The sequence below is a fragment of the Anaerotignum lactatifermentans DSM 14214 genome (assembly GCF_900142265.1).
GTDB classification, from domain to species: domain Bacteria; phylum Bacillota; class Clostridia; order Lachnospirales; family Anaerotignaceae; genus Anaerotignum; species Anaerotignum lactatifermentans.
This window is the reverse complement of the sequence record NZ_FRAH01000050.1, coordinates 1-21,417: the sequence shown is the minus strand read 5'-3', so window position 1 is coordinate 21,417 and position 21,417 is coordinate 1. Positions and strand designations below refer to the sequence as shown.

Here is a 21,417-nt window from a genome sequence, read left to right as displayed (position 1 = left end):
GAACTCCTCCTTAAAAATACCTATTGGTTGTTTCTCTTATTTATTGATGAGCAGGCTTTCACCTGTCATTTCCGCAGGTTTGGGCAGACCCATCATTTCCAGCAGTGTGGGGGCAATGTCTGCCAATTTGCCACCATCTTTCAGACCAATGCCGTCTGTGTAATTAACCAGAATAAAAGGTACAGGGTTTGTGGTATGGGCTGTAAAAGCTTCCCCTGTTTCATAATCCACCATCTGGTCACTGTTGCCATGGTCAGCACAGATAAACATCTGCGCATTCACTTTCAGCAAAGTATCCATCACTCTGCCGATGCAGGTATCTACGGTTTCCACAGCTTTTTTCGCTGCTTCCAAAATACCTGTATGGCCTACCATATCGGGGTTTGCGTAGTTGACGATGATCAGATCATATTCTCTGGATTCCAGAGCTTTAATCAGACCATCTGTTACTTCCACTGCGCTCATTTCTGGTTTCATGTCATAAGTCGCTACTTTAGGGGAAGGCACCAGCCAACGATCTTCGTTGGGATTGGGTTCTTCCACACCGCCGTTGAAGAAAAATGTGACATGAGCATATTTTTCTGTTTCAGCGGTACGCAGCTGTTTCAGACCCAGAGAAGAAATGTATTCACCCAAAGTGTTGTCCAGACGCTGAGGTTTGAATGCCACTTCTTTGTTGGGGATAGTAGGGTCATATTCTGTAAAGCAAATGTATTTCAGATCCTGAGGCACCTGTTCTCTTGCAAAGCCGTCAAAATCAGGGTCGCACAGGCTTCTGGTGATTTCTCTTGCGCGGTCAGGACGGAAGTTATAGAAGATCACCGCATCGTGGTCACTGATCTTGCCAACTGCCTGTCCGTCTTCCTCTACCATGACAGTAGGTACGACAAATTCGTCTGTTTTGCCGTTTTCATAGGATTTCTGGATACAGCCCACAGCATCCTGTGCTGTTTCGCCTTTGCCAAGAACCATGGCGTTATAAGCTTCCTGTACCCGTTCCCATCTTTTATCTCTGTCCATGACATAGAAACGTCCCATCACTGTAGCAATTTTGCCTACGCCGATTTCACGGATTTTTTCTTCCAGCTGTGCAGTGTAGTCTGCGCCGGAAGCAGGGGGTGTATCTCTGCCATCCAGAAATACATGAACAAATACTTTTTCCAGACCATTCCGTTTTGCCAGCTGTAACAGTGCGTAGAGGTGTGTGTTATGGCTATGCACACCACCGTCGGAAAGCAGACCATACAGATGCAGTGCGGAATTGTTCTTTTTGCAATGTTCCACAGCGTCCATCAAAGCAGGATTTTCAAAGAAATCACCATCTTCAATGGATTTTGTGATTCTGGTCAGTTCCTGATATACGATACGACCAGCACCGATATTCAGGTGACCAACTTCAGAGTTCCCCATCTGTCCATCGGGCAGACCAACAGCACGACCGCTGGCATAACCCTTCACGCAGGGATATTTTGCTTTCAGGCTGTCCAATACAGGTGTTTTTGCCTGTCTGATGGCATTGCCTTCTGTTCTTTCATTGATACCGAAGCCGTCTAAGATCATCAGTACCGTTGTTTTTTTATCCATTCTCGTTTACCTCCCGTTTCGTGAGATAACTTACTTATTGTAATGCACGATATCTGCAAATTCTTCTTTCAGGCTTGCACCGCCTACCAGACCGCCGTCAATGTCAGCCATAGCAAACAGTTCTGCTGCGTTTTTGCCATTTACGCTGCCGCCGTACTGGATACGTACTTCATCAGCCACAGCCTGTCCATACATTTCAGCCAGTACCTGACGGATTGCTGCGCAAACTTCCTGTGCCTGAGCGGAAGTAGCTGTTTTACCTGTACCGATTGCCCAGATGGGTTCATAAGCTACAGTTACTTTCTTCACATCATCTGCGCTGACACCTGCCAGACCGCATTTGATCTGCATGCGTACCCATTCGATGGTAATGTTTGCTTCTCTCTGTTCCAGTGTTTCGCCACAGCACATGATGGGCAGCAGACCACTTTCCAGTGCTTTTTTCACTTTTTTGTTTACAGTTTCATCTGTTTCTGCAAAATACTGTCTGCGTTCGGAATGACCGATGACAACGTATTTTACGCCCATTTCTTTCAGCATTGCTGCGGAGATTTCGCCTGTATAAGCGCCGCTTTCTTCAAAGTGCATGTTTTCTGCACCTACAGCAATGTTTGTGCCCTGCAGTGCTTCCAGCACGGGGTACAGATCTACGAAAGGCACGCAGAATACAACGTCGGCATCTGTTGTATTCACTTTGTCTTTCAGCAGTTCGCACAATGCTTTTGCTTCTGCGGGTGTTTTGTTCATTTTCCAGTTCCCTGCAATGATTTTCTTTCTCATAATGAAATACCTTCCTTCTTTATTTTTCAGCTGCCCATGGTACGGGCTGCTGTCTGTTCGATTCTTGCTACGATGTCTGCGCCAGTCATACCGGAAGAAACCATGATTCTGGGGATTGCCCCACGGGAAGTGCTCCGATTGATAACACCGGGGTCAATGGTGAACAGCAGAGAAAAGCCTTCATCCAGCAATGCCTGCTGCAGTTCTGGTGTGTTCTGTCCATTGGGATAAGCCAATGCTCTCACTGATGTTCTCCGTGTAGGCAGATTTGCTTCCAGTGCTTCTTCCCCTGCCAGAGCTGCTGCCACAAATTCCTCTGTGGTAGTCTTGCCAGCGGGCACATGGTTGCTGGTGTGGTTATAAATACCAACCTTGCTGTTATTGATCATTTCAGATGCATTGCTCCATGTGAATTTCTTCAGACCGATCTGATTGGTGATATAGTCTGTTACCACAAAGATGGTTGCAGGCACATTATACTTCTGGAAAACGGGATAAGCAAGATCATAATTGCTGTAATACCCGTCATCCATGGTAATGCACAGATATTTCACTTTCATATCCAGACCAATGTCACCGTCTGTATCTTTTTCCTGTTCCTTTTTAGTCAGGATCTGATCCAGTTCTTCCATAGAAATGATGGTGTATCCCTGTTCTTTGAAGTAACGGATCTGTTCTTCCAGTTCTGATTGCATGGTGGTAATGCCATCACCAAAACCCATATCCCGCACTGCAAAATGATGATACATCAGCACAGGAATATATTCTGTGGGGTCCACCTTGGGCAATGCTTCTGTTTCTTCCACTTTCTGGTCACTTTTCAATACATCCACTGCCGCCTGAAAAGCATCGGGGTTCTTTTCCGCTGCCATGGCAACCTGTGTCATGCCCAAAAGCATGACCATGGTCATAAAAATCGTAAAAATTCGTTTCATAGTTCTATGCCGCTTCTTTCTCTTTATATTTATCTTCTCTTTGTTTCCCCGAAAACAAATTCCCCAAAATAAAATTATTTATCGTCTACAGCCACAACGCCGGGCAGTTCTTTTCCTTCCAGGAATTCCAGAGATGCACCACCGCCTGTGGAGATGTGTGTCATTTTGTCGCCATAACCCAGCTGGTTTACAGCTGCTGCGGAGTCGCCGCCACCGATGATGGTTGTAGCGTCAATGGAAGCCATTGCTTCTGCGATTGCTTTTGTGCCTTTCGCGAAGTTTTCCATTTCGAATACGCCCATAGGACCATTCCATACAACTGTTTTTGCACCTTTGATAGCGTCTGCAAACAGTTCTCTTGTTTTTTCACCAATATCCAGACCCATCCAGCCGTCAGGAATTTCGCCTGTAGGAACTGTTTTATATTCTGTGTCATTTTTGAATTCTTTTGTGATAACGGTATCAACAGGCAGCAGGAAGTTTACGCCTTTTTCTTTTGCTTTTTCAATCATTTCTCTTGCGTAATCCACTTTGTCCAGTTCCAGCAGGGATTCGCCAACATGACCGCCCTGTGCCACTGCAAAAGTATAAGCCATACCGCCGCCAATGATCAGTGTATCAACTTTTTCCAGCAGGTTGTTGATAACATTAATCTTATCAGAAACTTTGGAACCACCCAGGATTGCTACAAAAGGACGAACAGGGTTGTTTACTGCGTTGCCCAGGAAAGCAATTTCTTTTTCCATCAGGTAGCCAACTGCGGATTCTTCCACAAAAGCAGTTACGCCAACAGTGGAGCAGTGTGCTCTATGGCTGGTACCAAATGCGTCGTTTACGAAAATATCTGCCAGAGAAGCCAGTTCTTTGCTGAAGTTTTCTTCATTTTTTGTTTCTTCTTTGCGATAACGTGTGTTTTCCAGCAGTACCACATCGCCGTCTTTCATTTCTGCTACAGCTTTTTTCGCATTTTCGCCAACTACGTTATCGTCTTTTGCGAATACAACTTCTTTGCCCAGCAGTTCGGACAGACGTTTTGCTACAGGTGCCAGAGACAGTTCAGGCTTGGGTTCGCCCTTGGGTTTGCCCATGTGAGAGCAAAGGATCACTTTGCCGCCGTCTTTCATCAGTTTTTCAATGGTAGGCAGTGCTGCTGTGATTCTGTTTTCATCAGTGATCACACCATCTTTCAAAGGTACGTTGAAATCACATCTTACCAGAACGCGTTTGCCCTGTACTTTCAAATCATCTACTGTTTTTTTCTGTAACATAAGGGTTCTCCTCTCCATTTTAAATATCGGTATATTTTTGATTCTGTATGAACAGAATTACCATTCTACTGTGTATTATACTGCGCATTTCAAAGACCCGCAAGCCGCAGCATTTCCAGTGCCGCGCCTTCGTCCATGATAAATACCGCATTGGACATGCTCTTGCTTAGTGCAAGCAAACTTGCTGCCTTCTTTTTGCCTCCTGCGGAAACGATGACATGTTCCATACGATGCACTTCTTCGAAGTCCACACCAATGGAATTTGTTTCGTAGACCACTTCGCCTTTATGGTTGAAGTAATAGCCGCAGGCTTCTGCAACGGCATGTTCCTGCCGGAGCAGTTTGCATGTATCATGATCCAGACGGCGTTTTTCTGCCATTTCCATGGCATCTCCAACACCCAGCAGCAAAATATCCACACGCTTCAATTCGTTAATGGTTTCTGCTACTTCTGGTTCTGATTTCATTTCTTCCAGCACATTTGCGCTGAGGTTATCCGGCAAATGCAGCATACGGTAATCGGCTCCGGCTTTTTCCGCCAGTTTTGCCGCCAAAGTATCTGCCTGCAATTCCAGCTTTCTGCCGATGCTGCCGCGAGCGGGCAATACCATTTCCGCTTTCTGCACTGCTGTATAAGGCATGGCTTCCACCAGTGCCGCCATAGTTGTTCCGCCAGTGATGGCGATACGACTGCTGCGGCGCATATTTTCCAGAAGGACTCTCGCGCCAATCTGTGCCATTTCTTTGACCGTACGGTCGCTTTCGTCGGAATTGCCCTGTGCCAGCAATACCCGCTGTGCGCCAAGGATTTCCCGTACTTTTTCTTCCAGTTCGGACATTCCTGTCAGACTGGAGAACAAATCGCTGAGGTTTTCCAATACACTCAGACCATCTTCCGTTACAGACATGCCTGTTTTGGAAACCTTCACCAGCCCTTGTGCATTGAGTTTTTCAATTTCACTGCGTACCGTTCTTTCTGTCATTCCAAGAGAGATTACCACTAGCCTTCTGCCGCATGGTTCCAGCAGACGAACGGTTTTCAAAATGCGGTATCTCTTTACCAGTTCCTCTGTCAAATCAGGTACGATTTTGCGTACCATCTGTAGTTTTTCTTCCATGTTGCTCACCTCTTTGGATGCTTTCCGTCCCGCTATGCGTTTTTTGTCCCGCAGAATTTCAAAAAGTGGCTGACATAAGAAAAAATCTCCCGGTATTCCCCAATCCTTCTCATATCAGCCGCTTCCAGACGCATGCGTCTAAATCTTCTTAAGCCTGCTCTACTTTCACGGAATCGTCTACATCACTGTCTGTGCAGCAGCATTCATCGTCACAGCATTCGTCATCCAGATCGTCCCAATCATAGTCCCAATCTTCATCGTATTCGTCATCCATTTTTGTTTTCAGCAGATAAACAACGCCAAGTGTAACCACTGCCAGTACAGCCGCAACGACTGCCAGCACGATAAACATGGTTTTCTTTTCGTCACGGTCCTGCAGCACAACAATTTTTTCTTTCAAATCGCTGAAGCTAGGTCTTACTTCAAAATATTTTTTCATAGCACTCTCTCCTTCACGTTTTGTTCTGCATAAATTTCTTTTTCAAAAATTCCTTATTCTTTCGCATCTCACTATATTCATAGTATGCTTTTTTCAGAATCTGGCGCTCATCGTTGAATTTGAGCAGATGATAAGCCTCATGGAATTTATAAAAACCCGCATCTGCAAAGTACTCCTCGCTCTGCGGTTTGCAGTAAAAGGAATTTGCACTCATCAAATACCAGTGCACCGTTTTGTTGACGGTATCTTCTCCGCCTTTGAAGGTATACTGTGTTTTGCCTACATATTTGATGATCTCGCCATTGGCACCTGATTCCTCTTTCACTTCACGCAGAGCAGTCTGGCGGTATGTTTCATTTTCTTCCACGGTTCCTTTGGGCAGAACCCAGCCCATATATCTGCCGTTCTGATTCTTATAGAGCAGGAGGATCTTCCACCTGTGTATCACGACGCCGCCGCAGCTTACTGCTTCAATCACCGCATTCCCTCCGCTTTATTATTTTATATGCCATTCGATATCAGTATACCGCTTTTTCCTCTGCTTTTCAAGACAAAGCGTAAATTTTACTATTTTTGGGACAATTTTTCTCCTGTGGGACGAAATGGGGATTTTTTCAGTAACTTTGACATATACCGCAGACTTGTAATGATGAGCAGTCCCATGAGCAGTGCCAAAAAAACTTCTGCCCCCGGAACATCTGCCAACAACAGGTAATTATACCAACCATGATACAGATAAGGTACCAGAAAAGCAAGGAGCCAACCAACTTTTCTTCCTGCAAATTTCGCCTCGGAAAGCCAATACCCCATCTGTACACTAAACAATCCATGTCCCGGCACAGAAAGAACTGCTCTTGCCAGCGCAGTGCCTATGCCGCCCCAAAGGGGATGGGTTACATACACAATGTTTTCGATCCATGCAAATCCTAAAGAAATAAAAACAGCGTAAACAATGGCGTCAAATGGCTCATTATATTGCGGATTCCGCGCCAGAAGCGCCAGCAGAAACAACAGTTTCACGCTCTCCTCCACCAAAGCCGCCTGCAAAAAAGCTGCCGCAAAGGGCATATCTGTCAGCGGAAACATACGCTCCACCCATTGTCCTACGCCGTAAATGACAAAAGTTGCGTAAACGCCAAAAAGCAGCCCCCATATAAGCATCTGCCACGGCTCTTTTTCATACTTATCCCGAATGTAAATATAAAACAAACCAATGATAATGGGGGCTGTTGCTGCCTGTATCAAATTGTCACCACCTTTTGTTTTTCATATCTTTCCCCATTTTTCCGAAAAATTTTCTTTTTTCCGAAAAATCATAAAAAAACAAAAGTGGTATGTTATAAAAAATCAACCGTATCCATGTGTCACATGACGCCAAGTTCCATCTTTATCTCTGACCAAAACCCATTCCCAATCTTCATAAGTATCATTGGGATTCAAAGAACCATCTCCACCGGAAGCGTCCACATCGAAAGTAGATACAAGCACAATGGCTTCTTCCGCTTCATAATCTTCTGCCCATTCTATGAATTCATCCTGATGATCATCGCCCACATAAGTAATCTCCCGCAATGTACAGCCTTGAAATTCTTTGGCAAAATAACCTTCTGTTACCGTAATGGCATCCAGAATTTCTTCATCAGTATAAAGTGCCGAAGGTTCCCATGATGTAATTTCCGCCTGCGATACATTCCCACCGCTGCTGCACATCATCACCAAGGAAAGCAATAAAGAAATCCCCATTTCATACATAAAACCACTCCTTTTTCAAATTCAGATATCATTTTGAAAAACAAAACAGGCAGTCAAGAATTCTCCCGCTGCCTGTCATTGTTCTATTTGAAAAAGCAAACTGCCTTTTCTTATTCTGTTTTGATGGCTGTCAATGCGCTCAGCTTCATAGCACGTTTTGCCGGCAAATAGCCAGACAACACGCCAATCACTGTAGCAAAAGCAACTGCAGACAGGTAAAGCCATACGGGAATGGAAGATGTCATTTCGCTTGCCTGTTTAGTGGCAACCAAATTGACAATGAGCGACATGAGGAAACTGGTGATTATCCCTAGCACTCCTCCGGCAAAACCGATAAATGCCGCTTCTGTCAAAAACAGCAGTTTAATGTCACGCAGAGAAGCACCGATTACCTTCATGATACCGATTTCTCTGGTTCTTTCATAAATGGCCATAACCATAGTATTTGTAATACCGATTGCCGCTACAATCAGGGATACGGCACCGATGGCGCCCAGTACAATACGCAGCATCTTTGTGGTTTCTTTCATAGTGTTCAGCTGGTCTGTCAAGCTGGATGCCTGATATCCCATATCCTTAATCTGCTGCTGTACTTCCTGTACTTTATTCAGGTCACTTACTTTCACAGCTACCTGTTCATATTCACCTTTTTTCTTCTGGTTGGCACTTCCTGTATTGCCCTGTTTTTTCTTCCATGCTTCTTTATCCTTCTGGATTTTTTCCATCTGCTTCAGGGGCATCACAACATTGTATCCATTGCCGCCTCCATCTGGCATAATTCCCAATACAGGTGTTTTGATGGGTTTGATGGATTTATTCGCATACTTTGTACCGTAATTCCCGTCATAGGTCATAATGACCTTATCTTCCATCACATTGATTTCTGGAGCCTCTGCCTGCATCTGCATCTGCCAGCTTAATTTGGGATTGTAAAAGCTCGTAATAACGTCTCTGCCAACCACAATACCTTCTTTATCTTCCGCCGTTAATGTACGCCCTTCTTCCACTTTATAGCCAAGAGCTTCCATGGCGGCAGGGTCTATACCAATAAAACTGGCATTGCTCACATACTTGCCACAAACCAACAGCATGCTTTCCCGCACAATAGGCGATACAGCTTCCACATACTCCATCTGCTTAAACTTATCAATGGCAGCGGCATCTAGCACTGCTTTTTTCTGGGGTTTGCCCCTGTTGGCATTTGCATCGCTGCTGATATACATATCACCATTGTTGCTATAAACATCAATAACTTGCAAACTGCCCCATTCTTCCACCTGTTTCTGAAAACTTTCATTCATGCCGATCCCGATGGAAATCATGACAACAATGGAAGTTGTACCAATAACTACCCCGAGGATAGTCAGAAATGTCCGCAGTTTTCGCTTCCAAAGATTGCGCACTGCCATCATGATCAAATCTCTTGTACTCATAAGGGCATACCTTCTTTGTCATCGTCGTCCTCGTCATCATCTTCCAATTCTTCGTCTTCATCCTCGAAATCCATGCTTTCTGCAAAACCGTCAGGATCTTTCTTCTGTCCTCTGATGAACAGGAACAGACCCATGCCCAGAATTACAATCACACCAATACCGATGATAATATTTTTCATCGTCAAGCCATTCTGAGGAGGTTCTGCGCCGTCTTCTTCCCCTTCGGGCATCATAGGTTCTGTCACATTAAGCACATAATCCCGACGCTGTTCAATGGTTTCCCCACTGGCATCCTCATAAGTTGCCACAATGCTGACAGGCACTTCCCCAATGGTATTGGGTGTAAATGTTACTTCATAATAATCGCTTGCACCGGGGTCCATATTCCCTACATAAGTGCTTCTCTGGCTGCAGTCTACGTCACCTTCTACTTTGAACATGACATTATTCAGTGCTACCTTACCTGTATTATAGTAACTGAAAGAAACAGTCACAGGCATATACTGTTCCACAGTTTCGGGCATAGCAAATTCGTCCATGTTCAGTTCTGTTACCTGTTCCACATTGATGCCCAGCAGTTCCTGCGCAGTGTATTCGTTGCCTTCCGCATCTTCATACTCAAAATTCACAGTCAGTGTATAAGTCTTCGGCTGCGCATTAGGCACGACATAAAGCCGCAGTTCTTTATCCACTGTGCCTTTGGGTGGAATTGCGTCGAAATAATAGGTATTGCTGCTGTTAACAGGTGTGAAGATATTCCCGGATTTTTCTGTTTCGGAAGAAGTTTCTTCTGCCAGTGTCAGGAACATTTTGATATTTTTCACACCTTTGTCTTTATGGGTATTCATCAAAGACAGATTCAGGTCAAATTCTTCCCCTGCCATAACAATCAGCGGATCGCAGACATACTTACTGACGATAATCTTAGGTTTGCTCTTGTTCTTATCGTCTTCGCCTTCTTCTTCCTTATCCTTTTTGGGATTGGAAATATTCACGCCTGCATACTGTTTGAATGTATTTACTTTTGTTCCGCCGGAAGTATATTCCACGGTAAACTGGATGGCATAGTTCTGGCTGGAAGCCTGATTGGTTCCCGCAAAAGTAAATGTCATAGGCATGCTTGCGCCAGGTGCCAAGGACATGACATTCTTGACACTGCTGGATTTCGGTACCACTGCTGAAGGGTCAAGACCTTCCGCTGTGATAATGATATCTTTTGCTGCTACCTGACCAGCATTATACAATTCAAACTGAATGGGGAAATTCTGATTGACACCATAGGTGCCCGCAGGTTCTTTCATATTACGAATGATGATCTGGGAAGCTTTGCCGCTGACACCGCCTACATTGATGTAGTAATCCTGTGTCTTTTCATACTCTTTACCCATTTCATCCATGTATTTCAGCTTTACTGTCACAGGATAGTTCCCTGCCGCCATGTCCGCACTGGTTGCCAGAGGGAAGGAGAATTTACCTTCCTGTCCAATGTTCAATGTGCCCAGCTGTACGCTGCTGAAACCGCCGCTCAAGCTGATTCCTTCTGTTGTCAATTTATCCAGAATGACTTCTGCCTGATACATGATCTGGCTGCCGGTATTCTTCACCCGTCCGGTAAGAGTACCACCAGTACCAGGAGAAAGGCTTTCCGGTGTCATTTTCATCTGGTCGAACAGATAAGAAGGTTCTCTGTCAAAGCCTTTGAGTTTGATATAAATGGTGTCAGAACCGCTGTAAGAGCCACCCAAAGGATCTTTGTATGTATAGCTCAGTGTAATGGGATAGCTTGCCTTATCAGGAGAGCCATTCATATTTACATACAGTTTTAAAGTTTTTGTGCCATTAACACCCAAACTGCCTACATTTTCCCCGTCGGAAAAATTCAGTTTAAAAGGTGGCATAGCTTCTTCACTTTTTGCCCGAACCACAACATTATCTGCAATGGCATTCCCTTTATTCTTCACCTGAATGCTCAAACGGTTTTCCTTGTTGTTTTCCACTTCATAAACACCATCGCCTGCCACAAATACCTGTGGGGTACCGATGTCAAACTTATCCTCTGCCATGATAGGAACTGACAGCCCCATCAATATAGACACCGACAGAATCATAGCAAACACACTTTTCCACGTTATCTTCCTCATACTTCCTCTCCTCCACTCTGTTGTTGCTCGTCTATCCGTTCAATTTTTCCATCCATCATAACCACAATCCTGTCAGCATATTCTGACAATTCCATATCGTGGGTAACGATAACAAGGGTTTGATGATTTTTCTTTGCTAATCCCGTAATCAGATCCATCATTTCGTAAGTCGTCTTGGTGTCCAGATTTCCCGTAGGTTCATCAGCGAACACGACCTGCGGGCTGTTGATAAAGGCTCTGGCAATACTGACACGCTGCTGTTGACCGCCGGACATTTCACTTGGTTTATGATTGGCTCTGCCTTCCAGCCCAACGGCTTTGAGCATCTCCATAGCCCGCTCATTTCGCTCCTGCACAGGCACACCACGGAAAATCAACGGCAGCGTCACATTTTCCATAGCTGTCAGCGTCGGCAGCAAATTATAGGACTGAAATACAAACCCTACATACTTTTGTCGAAATTCTGCCAGCTGATCTTCATTCATGCGTTCAATGTGCTTTTTATTGAATATAATCTGTCCGCTGGTAGGCTTCTCCAACCCTGCAATCAAATTCAGCAATGTGGACTTACCGGAACCCGATTTCCCAAACAAACAGCAAACTTCTCCTTGTTTGATGGAAAGACTCAGTCCGTTGACAGCAGCAATGGTTTCCGCCCCCATACGGTAAAATTTTGTCACATCTTTGATTCGGATAATGCTTTTTCCCAAGGCTTCTCCTCCCTTCTTTTGGAAAACGATTAAATCATTTTAATCATTTTTTAATATTCACATTATAGCATGGACTTATTACGAAATCTCTCCCAATTATTTACAATTTTCTTAATAATCGTAAATTTGCAAAGTTCTTTTTGTGCAACATGATACGAAAAAATGAGCATTCATTGAAAAGTCAACAATTTTTCCAATAAAAAAGGATATTTCCTCTTTTTTCTTCGAAGAAATATCCTGAAATAAAGTCATTTATGATAATCCGGTTCTTTCCAGATATGCTTGTAAATCAATGTCCCACTGGGCATAGGCTTCCTCGCCTCTATGGTCTGGCAGGTCATACGTCTGATCCAGATAATTACCCAGCCATTCACTGACTTTCACGGAGCCTGTCAAGTTCACATGACCCTGATCATAATAATCCACCGCAGGGTCCAGACCTACCTGTGTGCGGATTTCTTCCGTATCGAAATCCACATAATCCACGCCCTGTTCTTCCGCAAAGGTTTCCATGGCCTGACTCTTTTCATAAGTCCAGCTCATTTTGGGCAGATGGAGCAGCACAACGTCAATGCCTTTTTCCTTGCACAAAGCAATAGATTTTTCTGTATATGCCAATGCGCTTTCATCAAAAACCGCTGTTTCTCCTGTCGGTTCCATAAATCCATCAGGATATGCCTGAGAAGAAATGTCCCGCAGATAAACATGTCCTTTTTTGATGGAATGTTTCATAAGCGGTCTTGGTTCCGCATCTGCCAGATTCACTTCTTTCCACCGTTCATGATAACGGAACAGCGGGAATACATAAGACAATGTAGTCTGGCGTTCATCTGCCGCTGTCACTTCCTGAATGATCTCCCATTTATAAGTGGAAAGTTTCATACCGTCCATGGCACGGCGCATATCCCCTTCCTGTTCCGCATAATCGTAAGACTGGAACAGGTTGTCACAGACCAGTACCACCACTTCGGGATTCTGGTATTCCAGAGATTCCGCCAGAAGTCCATAGCTGACAGAAGGTGCTTGTAAAGCGGATGCTCTGGCATATCCTGTAAAGCCGTGATCCTGATACATGAGCATGGAAGATACCCCTCTCAAAAGAGGGCTGCTGCCGATGTAAAGCACATCTAAGCTATCTTTCGGTTCATCATAAAAAGCATGAATTTCGTTTGTTTCATCGTCATTCCGGCGATACATCTGGGTGAACTGTCCAAACACCAGCACAAATACCAGACAGAAGGCAGAACAACGAGCAATGATATTAATTTTTTTACCCATATTCCTAGAACCCCCTGTAAATAAAGTCTGCCGCGTTATAGTTCAAACCGTAAACGCCGAAAATGATTAATGAAAATACTGCACACAAATACACTGCCCAACGGAAATACAAATTCTGTTTTGCCAGTGTTTCCCGCACTTTGATGCCGCATTCCTGCATGATGCTCACAGCCAGCAGCACCAGAGATGCCAGTACCAGCACCCACAGGTCTTTGCTGTCCAGACCAAGCTGGAGCAAACCGCCGTTAAAGAGAATATCCGTATCCCAGTTCACAATCATGGAGTGCATCATGGAAACGGAAATACTGAAGCCTGCCGCTCTGGTGATGATTTTCCCCAGCGCTACCAGCACCAATGTCCGCAGAATCTGGAACAGATGCCAGCTGAAGCATTTGGTATTGATATGGAGTTTTTCCGCCAGATTCCGCAGAGGTTCTTCAAACAGAATCCCCAGTACGATGAGAGTACCGTTGTAAAAACCAAAGGCGATGTATTTCCATTCTGCCCCATGCCAGATACCGATGAGGAAGAAAATAATAAACTGTGGAATCAATACCGGCAGCATTTTACCGATATAGTTGCCCAGCACCTGACGACCTTTTTTCCCTACCTTTGTAAAGAATTTAGACAAAGACAAAGGATAGAACACATAATCCCGGAACCACGCACCAAGGGTGATGTGCCATCTGCGCCAGAAGTCAGGGATGCTTGTTGCCAGATAAGGGCGTTCAAAGTTTTTCTCCAAGTCTACGCCAAAAATCTGTGCCGCACCGGTGGCAATGTCGATACCGCCAGAGAAATCCCCGTAAAGCTGGATGCAGTATACCAAAGCTGCTACAGCTACGTAAGTTCCGCCAAATGTATCGGGGAATCCAAACACATTATCTACCAATACAGAAGCTCTGTCAGCAATGACCAATTTCTTGAACGCACCCCAAAGCATAAGCTGTACGCCGAATTTGGTACGTTCATAGGAAAAATCATTTCCTTCAAACAACTGTTTGGACAGATGCTGGAATCGTCCAATAGGTCCCTGCACAATGGTAGGGAAAAAGGAAATGAACAGCGCCAGTTTTCCAATATTTTTCTCCGGCGCTACCTTTTCCCGGTAAACATCGATGAGATAGCCCATGGTCTGGAAGGTATAGAATGAAATGCCCAAAGGCAGAAGGAAATGGAACACAGGCAGTTCCACAGGCGCGGAAATCTTCGCGAATAAAGCGTTCAGGTTTTCACTGACAAAACCGGAATATTTCAGCACTGCCAGAATACCGAAGTTGAATACCAATGTAGGTACCAGAACCCTGCGTTTTTTCTTCGTAAAATCCGCTTTCCATGCCTTTTTGCCATCTCTGTCCAATTCTGCCTTCACGGCATTGTAAGCGGCTTTATTTTCTGCCGCCATGTTTCCTAATTTCATTGTTGCGATATATGTGCTGATGGTTGTGGCAAACAGGTATACAAAATATTTGACACCTGCGAAATAATAAAAGACATAATTAACCACCAAAAGCGTTACCCAACGGTAACGCTTCGGCGTTAAATAATATACAGCTACAGCCAACACCAGAAACATCACAAACTGCATAGATGTGAATGCCATAATGTTTCTCCCTGTGCCTGATTAGTCTTCCTGCAGTCTGGTTACCAGTGCCATAATTGCTTCAACGGAATTGAAGTTTTCGGGCACGATTTCGTCCGCACCGATTTCAATGTCGTAAGCGTCGCACAGTTCGCCAACCAGTGTTACGATGTCAAAGGAATCCAGCTCGCCGCTGTCTACCAGTTCTTTGTTGTCCTCAAAGTCTACGTCAGGTCTGATTTCTGCCAAGATTTTCAATAAGCTTTCCATGTCACATTATCCTTTCTTCTCTTTTATCATTACTGGAGCGATTCTGCCATCAGGCAAAAAGCCCAGCATTTCATACATTCTCTGTGCTGACGGGTTATCCGTCCGCACCCACAGCTGACAACGCAGTGCGCTGTCCTTCACCTGCCAGATCCAGTGTTTCACCAGCATTTTGCCGATGCCCTTTCCTCTGGCTTCTTCTTTCACTGCCACCTGCCACAGAACAGAAACTTTCTTTTCCGGTCCAAAACGCAGGAAACCCAACATTTTGTCATCTTCCATGGCAACCAGCACTTCTTTTGCACGGATGGACGCCAGCAGTTCCTTTTTCTCCGGCAAAGCGGAGGTATAAGGCTCAAAGCTGTTTGTCATGATTTCCAGAATCTCATCTGCCTGAGATTCCGCAGCAAACTTTGCTTCACGGGTAGCGGAAATGCCTTCCTGCATGGGCATCATGAGCCGTTTCCGTTCCAGATAAGGCACAAATCCAACTGCCTCCCAAGCGGATGCCTTTGGTTCCTGTCCTTTCCGTTCCAAGCAAACCTGCTCCAATACCAATGGTTTGTCCATTTCCGGTACAGCCACCGGCAAAGTCCCTTTATCCAGAAAGAAATAAAAATCGTAATGTTCTTTCTTTTCAAAAATCAGGTAACAGCCATGTTCAAAACGCATAACCATCCATTTTTTTGCCACCGGCAGATATTCCTCCTCTGGCAGAAAGAAATTGGTCATTGCCCGTTTGCTGTGCCAAGCCCGCAAAAGCCCTTCTAAAGTTTTGGTATCAGGAATTTTCTTGAACATAATACTCCCTCAATCGCAATCTGTCAATTTTTCCGTTGAGTGTCTGAGGCAGAGATTCCATCTGGATCATCACATTGGGGAACATGTACTTGGGCACTTTATCTCTGAGTTTTTTCAGAATATAAGCCTGTGTGGCTTCTGCGCCGCAGTAGAAAAGCACGATTTTCTGGGTATCGTTGTCGTAAATGCAGGCACCGTTTTCCACCAAGTCAATGGAAAGGACTGCTGTTTCGATTTCTCCCAGTTCAATACGGTGTCCCATGTGCTTAATCTGATGATCTTTTCTTGCAAGGAAAATGATTTCCCCATACTCGTTATATTTCGCAATATCGCCGGTTTTATAAATTTTTTCGGGATAGTAGGGATTCAGTGGATTCTGAATGAAGGCTTCTTCTGTCTTTTCAGGATTGTTGTAATATCCCAGAGCCAGACAGCGCCCTCTGACACAAACTTCCCCAGCTTCTCCCACCTCTGCCAGACGATTGTCTTTCAATAAGAAAATGTCTGTATTCCGGCAGGCATGTCCGATGGGCAAAGGCTCATCATCGGCAAATTCTCTGTCTACTATATAATACGTACAGTCTACCGTGGTTTCTGTAGGACCGTAAATATTGGCAAACATGGCATCTGGATAATGCCGCCGCCAGTAATTGAACTGTTTGGTTGGCATCGCTTCCCCTACAAACATGATTTTCTGCAAATAAGCCGGACGCACTTTTTCCAGAGCTTCTGTGTTTGCGATGATACACAAAGCGGAAGGCACCCAGTCAATGTAATTGATTTTCTTTTCTTCCAGATAAGGAAGCAGTTTCACAGGGAAAGAGAAAAGCATCTTCGGGATGATTTCCATTCTTGCCCCGGTTTTCAATACAGCATAAATATCTTTGACGGAAGAATCAAAGTAAAAAGGCGCCTGATTACCGATAACTTCTTTTTCTGTAATGGAAAAAGTTTCTGTATACCATTCTGTCAGGTTTACAACAGCCTGATGGCTGATGACAACCCCTTTGGGCACACCTGTGGAACCGGAGGTGAACAGCGCATACAAGGGATCTGTGTCGATGGCTTTCCGACGCACTTCCGCCAGCGCTTCCTCATTCACATTTCCTTCTGGAATTTCTTCCAATACCAATGTTTCTCCTGTGTAACCCAATGCCGCTGCCTGTTTTTTACTCTTTTCATCAATGAGGAGCACCACAGGCTTCAATGTTTCAAATATGGAAAGAATCCGTTCTTTAGGCATGGTCACATCAATGGGGGTGTAAAAATTCCCGCTGTAAACACAGCCCAGAAATGCCGCAATCATATCCGGTGTTTTATCGGTCATCACTGCCATGGGCGCATTTTTCACACCATAAGACAATAAAGCGGAACCGATTTCTTTTGCCCGCTGTACCAGCTGACCAAAAGTTTTTTCTTCCTTATCTGTGGCAAAAGCCACAGCGTCTGGCATGCGTTTTGCCGTTTCTTCCGCATATTCCAAAATATTTCTGATCATTTCATTCCCTCAATTCTGATTCTCTGCACATTCCATAAATCAGCGCAGTCTCAAAAGAGTATAACACCATCAGAAAATCAAGTCAACAAAAGACCTTGCTTCCCTTTTGATTCTATCTGTTTTTTAAGAAAAACAGCCTTTTTCCCAGTCAGTTCTGGACAGCTTCATGTCATAAAACGGCCAATCTTCTCCCATACAGGGATATGTTTTTGGTTCTTTTTCCTTTTCTTCCTGAAAACCGCAGGCTGTATAGCAGGCTTTCACCCTTGGATTATTCTCGAAAACCCCTAATGTCACCTGTTTAATATGGTCATAGGAAAAGGCAAGTTTCAAAATTTCCTGCATCAGCTTTTTGCCATAGCCCTGACCGCGCAGGTTTGTATCCAGAATGAGAAAGCCGATTCTTGCCGTTCCCGGTTCTTCCTTTAAAAAGCGCATGGTCAAATGGGCAAAAATCCCCTGCTCATGAAAAGCCGTCAGTACATGATAATCTGCATCTGTTCCTTCTTTTTCATAATACTGCCGCAGATTTTCCGCTGTAATGGGATAGGTCCCCAAAAACCCTGCACACCACTGATAAAACACCAGAGGACTATCCACCCAAGAAATGATTTTTTCCGCGTCTTCCGGCTGAAAAGTTCTCAACTGTATCATGCCATCCCGCCTTTTCCTTCTTCAGGCAAAATACGCAGTGAAGCACTTGATTTCATCATAGCACGGAAACATTCCCTGTGACAATCTTCTCTATAAAAAAGAAGCCCTATACACGGGGATGTATAAGGCTTCTTGGAATTGTATCATTATTGCTCTGTCTCTCGCATGGTCAGTGAAAAAGACTTTGCACAAACAATACCGATGATTTCTATCGGTATTGAGTATACCATACCGAAAAGCAGAAAACAATGTTTTTTTCTTTAAATACTTTCCAATGCCTGTGCCAGATCCGCAATAATATCATCCACATGCTCGATACCAACAGAAAGACGAACCAGATCCGGACCTACACCAGCCGCTACCAGTTCGGTATCTGTCATCTGGCGATGAGTAGAAGACGCAGGATGCAGGATACAGGTTCTTGCATCAGCCACATGTGTGGCAATGATGATCCGCTCCAGTTTTGCCATAAAAGCTTCTGCCGCTTTTCTGCCGCCTTTTACGCCAAAGGAAATAACGCCGCAGGTGCCGTTGGGCATATATTTCTTTGCCCGTTCATAATATTTGTTGCCTTCCAGTCCAGCATAATTTACCCATGCAATCTTTTCATGGCTGTTCAAGAATTCCGCCACTTTCTGGGCATTCTGACAATGACGTTCCATACGCAGTGCAAGAGTTTCCAGTCCCAGATTCAGCAGATACGCATTCATGGGTGCAGGTGTGGAACCCAGATCACGCATAAGCTGTGCTGTTGCTTTTGTGATGTAAGCCCCTTCTTTGCCAAAGCGTTCTGCGTAAGTGATGCCGTGATAAGAATCGTCCGGTGTTGTCAAACCGGGGAATTTGTCCGCATGTGCCTGCCAGTCAAAGTTGCCAGAATCTACAATACAGCCGCCGACGGTTGCATCATGACCATCCATATATTTTGTGGTGGAATGAGTTACAATATCCGCACCCCATTCGAAAGGACGGCAGTTAATGGGAGTTGCAAACGTATTATCCACAATCAAAGGTACGCCGTGGGCATGAGCGGCTTTTGCAAAGCGTTCAATATCCAGAATCACCAATGCGGGATTGGCAATGGTTTCCCCGAATACCGCTTTGGTATTGGGCTGGAAAGCCGCTTCCAGCTCTTCATCGGAACAATCAGGATCAACAAATGTAAAGGAGATACCCATTTTCTTCATGGTAACAGCAAAAAGGTTATAAGTACCGCCATATACAGTGGAGGAAGATACCACATGATCCCCAGCCTGACACAGGTTGAATACGGCATAGAAGTTTGCCGCCTGACCGGAAGAAGTCAGCATTGCTGCTGTGCCGCCTTCCAGAGCACAAATTTTCTGTGCTACCCAATCGCTGGTGGGATTCTGCAAACGTGTATAGAAATACCCTTCTGCTTCCAAATCGAACAGCTTGCCCATTTCTTCGCTGCTGTCATATTTGAATGTAGTGCTCTGGACGATGGGCAGCAGTCTGGACTGTCCGTTTGTGGGTACATAACCTGCCTGAATGCATTTTGTTTCCAATCTCAAATCTTTCATGTTTGTTCCTCCTTTGTATTAAGCCTGAATGTCACTGATATGATAAGGTGTTTCCTGATATACGAAATAGTTTAGCCAATTGGAATAAAACAGATTGGCATGGGCTTTCCAGCGCATCAAAGGTGTCTGTTTTGGGTCATCCTCTGGGAAATATCCATAAGGCAGCTGAATGGGAAGTCCTTTGCCCAAATCCCGATAAAATTCTTTTGCCAGAGAGTCTGCGTCATACTCAAAATGTCCTGTCAGGAAAATCCGTCTGCCAGATTTATCTGCAATGATATGAGGTCCTGCGCCAGCGGATTCCGCCAGAATTTCCAAATCATCCACCTGACGAATATCTTCTGCCCGCACTTCTGTATGACGGGAATGGGGGCAATAAAAAGCTTCGTCAAAACCTCTCATAAGCACATGATCTTTTTTCTCCACTTGATGGGAGTAGATGCCGAATTTCTTTGCAGGCAAACTGTATTTGGGAATGTCATAGAAATAATTCAGTGCCGCCTGTGCGCCCCAGCAGATATGCAGCACACTAAACACATGGCTTTTTTCCCATTCCAGTATTTCGCACAATTCCGGCCAGAAATCCACATCCTGAAAATCATAATTCTCAATGGGTGCACCGGTGATGATGAGTCCATCAAATTTTTGATCTTTCACATCATCAAATGTTTTATAAAAAGCGTCCAGATATTCTGAAGCAGTATTTTTCGCGTTATGGCTTTTCATCTGCAGCAATTCAATTTCCACCTGTAAAGGCGTATTGCTCAGCAGACGCATCAGCTGTACTTCCGTTTCGATCTTGTTAGGCATCAAATTCAAAATGGCAATGCGCAGAGGTCGAATATCCTGATGTACTGCTCGATAAGGATTGACAACAAAAACATTCTCCTTGCGCAGCACATCAAATGCTGGAAGTTCTTCATTGATAATCAGTGGCATAAATTCATCTCCTTTGTGTTTTTCCTCAGAGTGCAAGCCAAAAAGCAATCATAACCACGCCTAAAAGACGTGGTTTGCACTAGCCCTATAAGGGCTTATTAAGAGCCAGCGCCTAAATGACGCTGGCTTTCACTTCGTTCAAGCTTTGGTGGTATGATTATCTGCTACCCTTAAAAGGGTCTTCATACTCTTTTGTATTCAACTTATCTTCAATTTGATCTTGTTTTTCTTGTTCTCTGATATATTTTTGAATCGTTGCTGTATTTAAACCGACTGTACTTACATAATATCCTGTTGCCCAGAAATTCCTATTGCCGAATTTATACTTCAGATTTGCATGACGATTGAATATCCGCTCTCAATTCATAATAAATTATTTTTCTTCTATACTTTGGTGTAAATACGATATGATACTTGCATACCCATTTTGTGTGTGCTAAACTGTTTGCCATAAAAGCATCGTCCTTTCTTATGTAAAATATTTAGGCTTGAACACCCTTATTTTACAACAAGGACGATGCTTTTTGCTTAAGCTTTAATCTCACCCGCAGAGCGGGCGGTTGTTAAAGGCTGCTTTGCAGCCTTCAGCACTAAAGTAATAATCATAACCACGCCTAAAAGACGTGGTTTGCACTAGCCCTATAAGGGCTTATTAAGAGCCAGCGCCTAAATGACGCTGGCTTTCACTTCGTTC

At 44.4% G+C, this 21,417-nt stretch carries 19 protein-coding genes and 2 pseudogenes; all 21 read right to left on the bottom strand.

Annotated elements, in window-relative coordinates; genetic code table 11:
* Positions 1-36: 36 nt before the first annotated feature.
* Entirely contained in the window at positions 37-1,584 is a 1,548-nt protein-coding gene (gene gpmI / locus BUB35_RS12565) for a 2,3-bisphosphoglycerate-independent phosphoglycerate mutase (protein ID WP_072852269.1), read from the bottom strand.
* Between the two features lie 30 nt (positions 1,585-1,614).
* Entirely contained in the window at positions 1,615-2,367 is a 753-nt protein-coding gene (gene tpiA / locus BUB35_RS12560; RefSeq protein WP_072852267.1) for a triose-phosphate isomerase, read from the bottom strand.
* A 23-nt stretch (positions 2,368-2,390) separates the two neighbouring features.
* Positions 2,391-3,299 carry a polysaccharide deacetylase family protein gene (locus tag BUB35_RS12555; protein WP_072852265.1) on the bottom strand — a complete coding sequence of 303 codons (909 nt, stop codon included), beginning with the start codon at positions 3,297-3,299 and terminating at the stop codon, positions 2,391-2,393.
* A 74-nt stretch (positions 3,300-3,373) separates the two neighbouring features.
* On the bottom strand, positions 3,374-4,567 hold the full coding sequence (locus tag BUB35_RS12550) for a phosphoglycerate kinase (RefSeq protein ID WP_072852263.1): 1,194 nt from the start codon (positions 4,565-4,567) through the stop codon (positions 3,374-3,376).
* Between the two features lie 89 nt (positions 4,568-4,656).
* Positions 4,657-5,685: a sugar-binding transcriptional regulator gene (locus BUB35_RS12545; RefSeq protein WP_072852261.1), complete on the bottom strand. Its 1,029-nt coding sequence runs from the start codon at positions 5,683-5,685 to the stop codon at positions 4,657-4,659.
* Positions 5,686-5,833: 148 nt separating this feature from the next.
* On the bottom strand, positions 5,834-6,124 hold the full coding sequence (locus BUB35_RS12540) for a hypothetical protein (RefSeq protein WP_054330359.1): 291 nt from the start codon (positions 6,122-6,124) through the stop codon (positions 5,834-5,836).
* Positions 6,125-6,137: 13 nt separating this feature from the next.
* Positions 6,138-6,602: an NUDIX hydrolase gene (locus BUB35_RS12535; protein ID WP_022253829.1), complete on the bottom strand. Its 465-nt coding sequence runs from the start codon at positions 6,600-6,602 to the stop codon at positions 6,138-6,140.
* Between the two features lie 89 nt (positions 6,603-6,691).
* Entirely contained in the window at positions 6,692-7,369 is a 678-nt protein-coding gene (locus BUB35_RS12530; RefSeq protein ID WP_072852259.1) for a PrsW family intramembrane metalloprotease, read from the bottom strand.
* A 102-nt stretch (positions 7,370-7,471) separates the two neighbouring features.
* Positions 7,472-7,876, bottom strand: coding sequence for a hypothetical protein (locus tag BUB35_RS19665; RefSeq protein WP_072852258.1), 405 nt, complete (start codon positions 7,874-7,876; stop codon positions 7,472-7,474).
* Between the two features lie 110 nt (positions 7,877-7,986).
* Entirely contained in the window at positions 7,987-9,309 is a 1,323-nt protein-coding gene (locus BUB35_RS12520; protein ID WP_072852256.1) for an ABC transporter permease, read from the bottom strand.
* A complete protein-coding gene (locus tag BUB35_RS12515) occupies positions 9,306-11,450 on the bottom strand; it encodes a COG1361 S-layer family protein (protein WP_072852254.1) in 2,145 nt (714 codons plus the stop codon). The genes BUB35_RS12520 and BUB35_RS12515 overlap by 4 nt, the downstream gene beginning before the upstream one ends.
* A complete protein-coding gene (locus tag BUB35_RS12510) occupies positions 11,447-12,112 on the bottom strand; it encodes an ABC transporter ATP-binding protein (protein ID WP_143158992.1) in 666 nt (221 codons plus the stop codon). Before BUB35_RS12510 ends, BUB35_RS12515 begins: the two co-directional genes overlap by 4 nt.
* A 300-nt stretch (positions 12,113-12,412) precedes the next feature.
* Positions 12,413-13,438 (bottom strand): hypothetical protein, encoded by a 1,026-nt coding sequence (locus tag BUB35_RS12505; protein ID WP_072852249.1) that lies wholly within the window; start codon positions 13,436-13,438, stop codon positions 12,413-12,415.
* Between the two features lie 4 nt (positions 13,439-13,442).
* The gene (locus BUB35_RS12500) at positions 13,443-15,041 is read right to left on the bottom strand and encodes an MBOAT family O-acyltransferase (RefSeq protein ID WP_072852247.1); all 1,599 of its coding nucleotides are present in this window, start codon (positions 15,039-15,041) and stop codon (positions 13,443-13,445) included.
* Positions 15,042-15,062: 21 nt separating this feature from the next.
* The gene (locus BUB35_RS12495; protein WP_022255662.1) at positions 15,063-15,290 is read right to left on the bottom strand and encodes an acyl carrier protein; all 228 of its coding nucleotides are present in this window, start codon (positions 15,288-15,290) and stop codon (positions 15,063-15,065) included.
* A gap of 6 nt (positions 15,291-15,296) precedes the next feature.
* The gene (locus BUB35_RS12490) at positions 15,297-16,088 is read right to left on the bottom strand and encodes a GNAT family N-acetyltransferase (protein WP_072852245.1); all 792 of its coding nucleotides are present in this window, start codon (positions 16,086-16,088) and stop codon (positions 15,297-15,299) included.
* Positions 16,069-17,547, bottom strand: a pseudogene (locus tag BUB35_RS12485) (amino acid adenylation domain-containing protein); the annotation flags it as partial. The pseudogene BUB35_RS12485 and the gene BUB35_RS12490, both read right to left, overlap by 20 nt.
* A 162-nt stretch (positions 17,548-17,709) precedes the next feature.
* Positions 17,710-18,240, bottom strand: a complete 531-nt coding sequence (locus tag BUB35_RS12480) for a GNAT family N-acetyltransferase (protein ID WP_084730683.1) — start codon at positions 18,238-18,240, stop codon at positions 17,710-17,712.
* A 260-nt stretch (positions 18,241-18,500) separates the two neighbouring features.
* Complete coding sequence (locus BUB35_RS12475; protein WP_072852241.1) at positions 18,501-19,784, bottom strand: O-acetylhomoserine aminocarboxypropyltransferase/cysteine synthase family protein; 1,284 nt, start codon at positions 19,782-19,784, stop codon at positions 18,501-18,503.
* Positions 19,785-19,802: 18 nt separating this feature from the next.
* A complete protein-coding gene (metA, locus tag BUB35_RS12470; RefSeq protein ID WP_072852239.1) occupies positions 19,803-20,723 on the bottom strand; it encodes a homoserine O-acetyltransferase MetA in 921 nt (306 codons plus the stop codon).
* A gap of 157 nt (positions 20,724-20,880) precedes the next feature.
* Positions 20,881-21,175 (bottom strand): annotated as a pseudogene (locus BUB35_RS12465) (transposase).
* Positions 21,176-21,417: the final 242 nt, after the last annotated feature.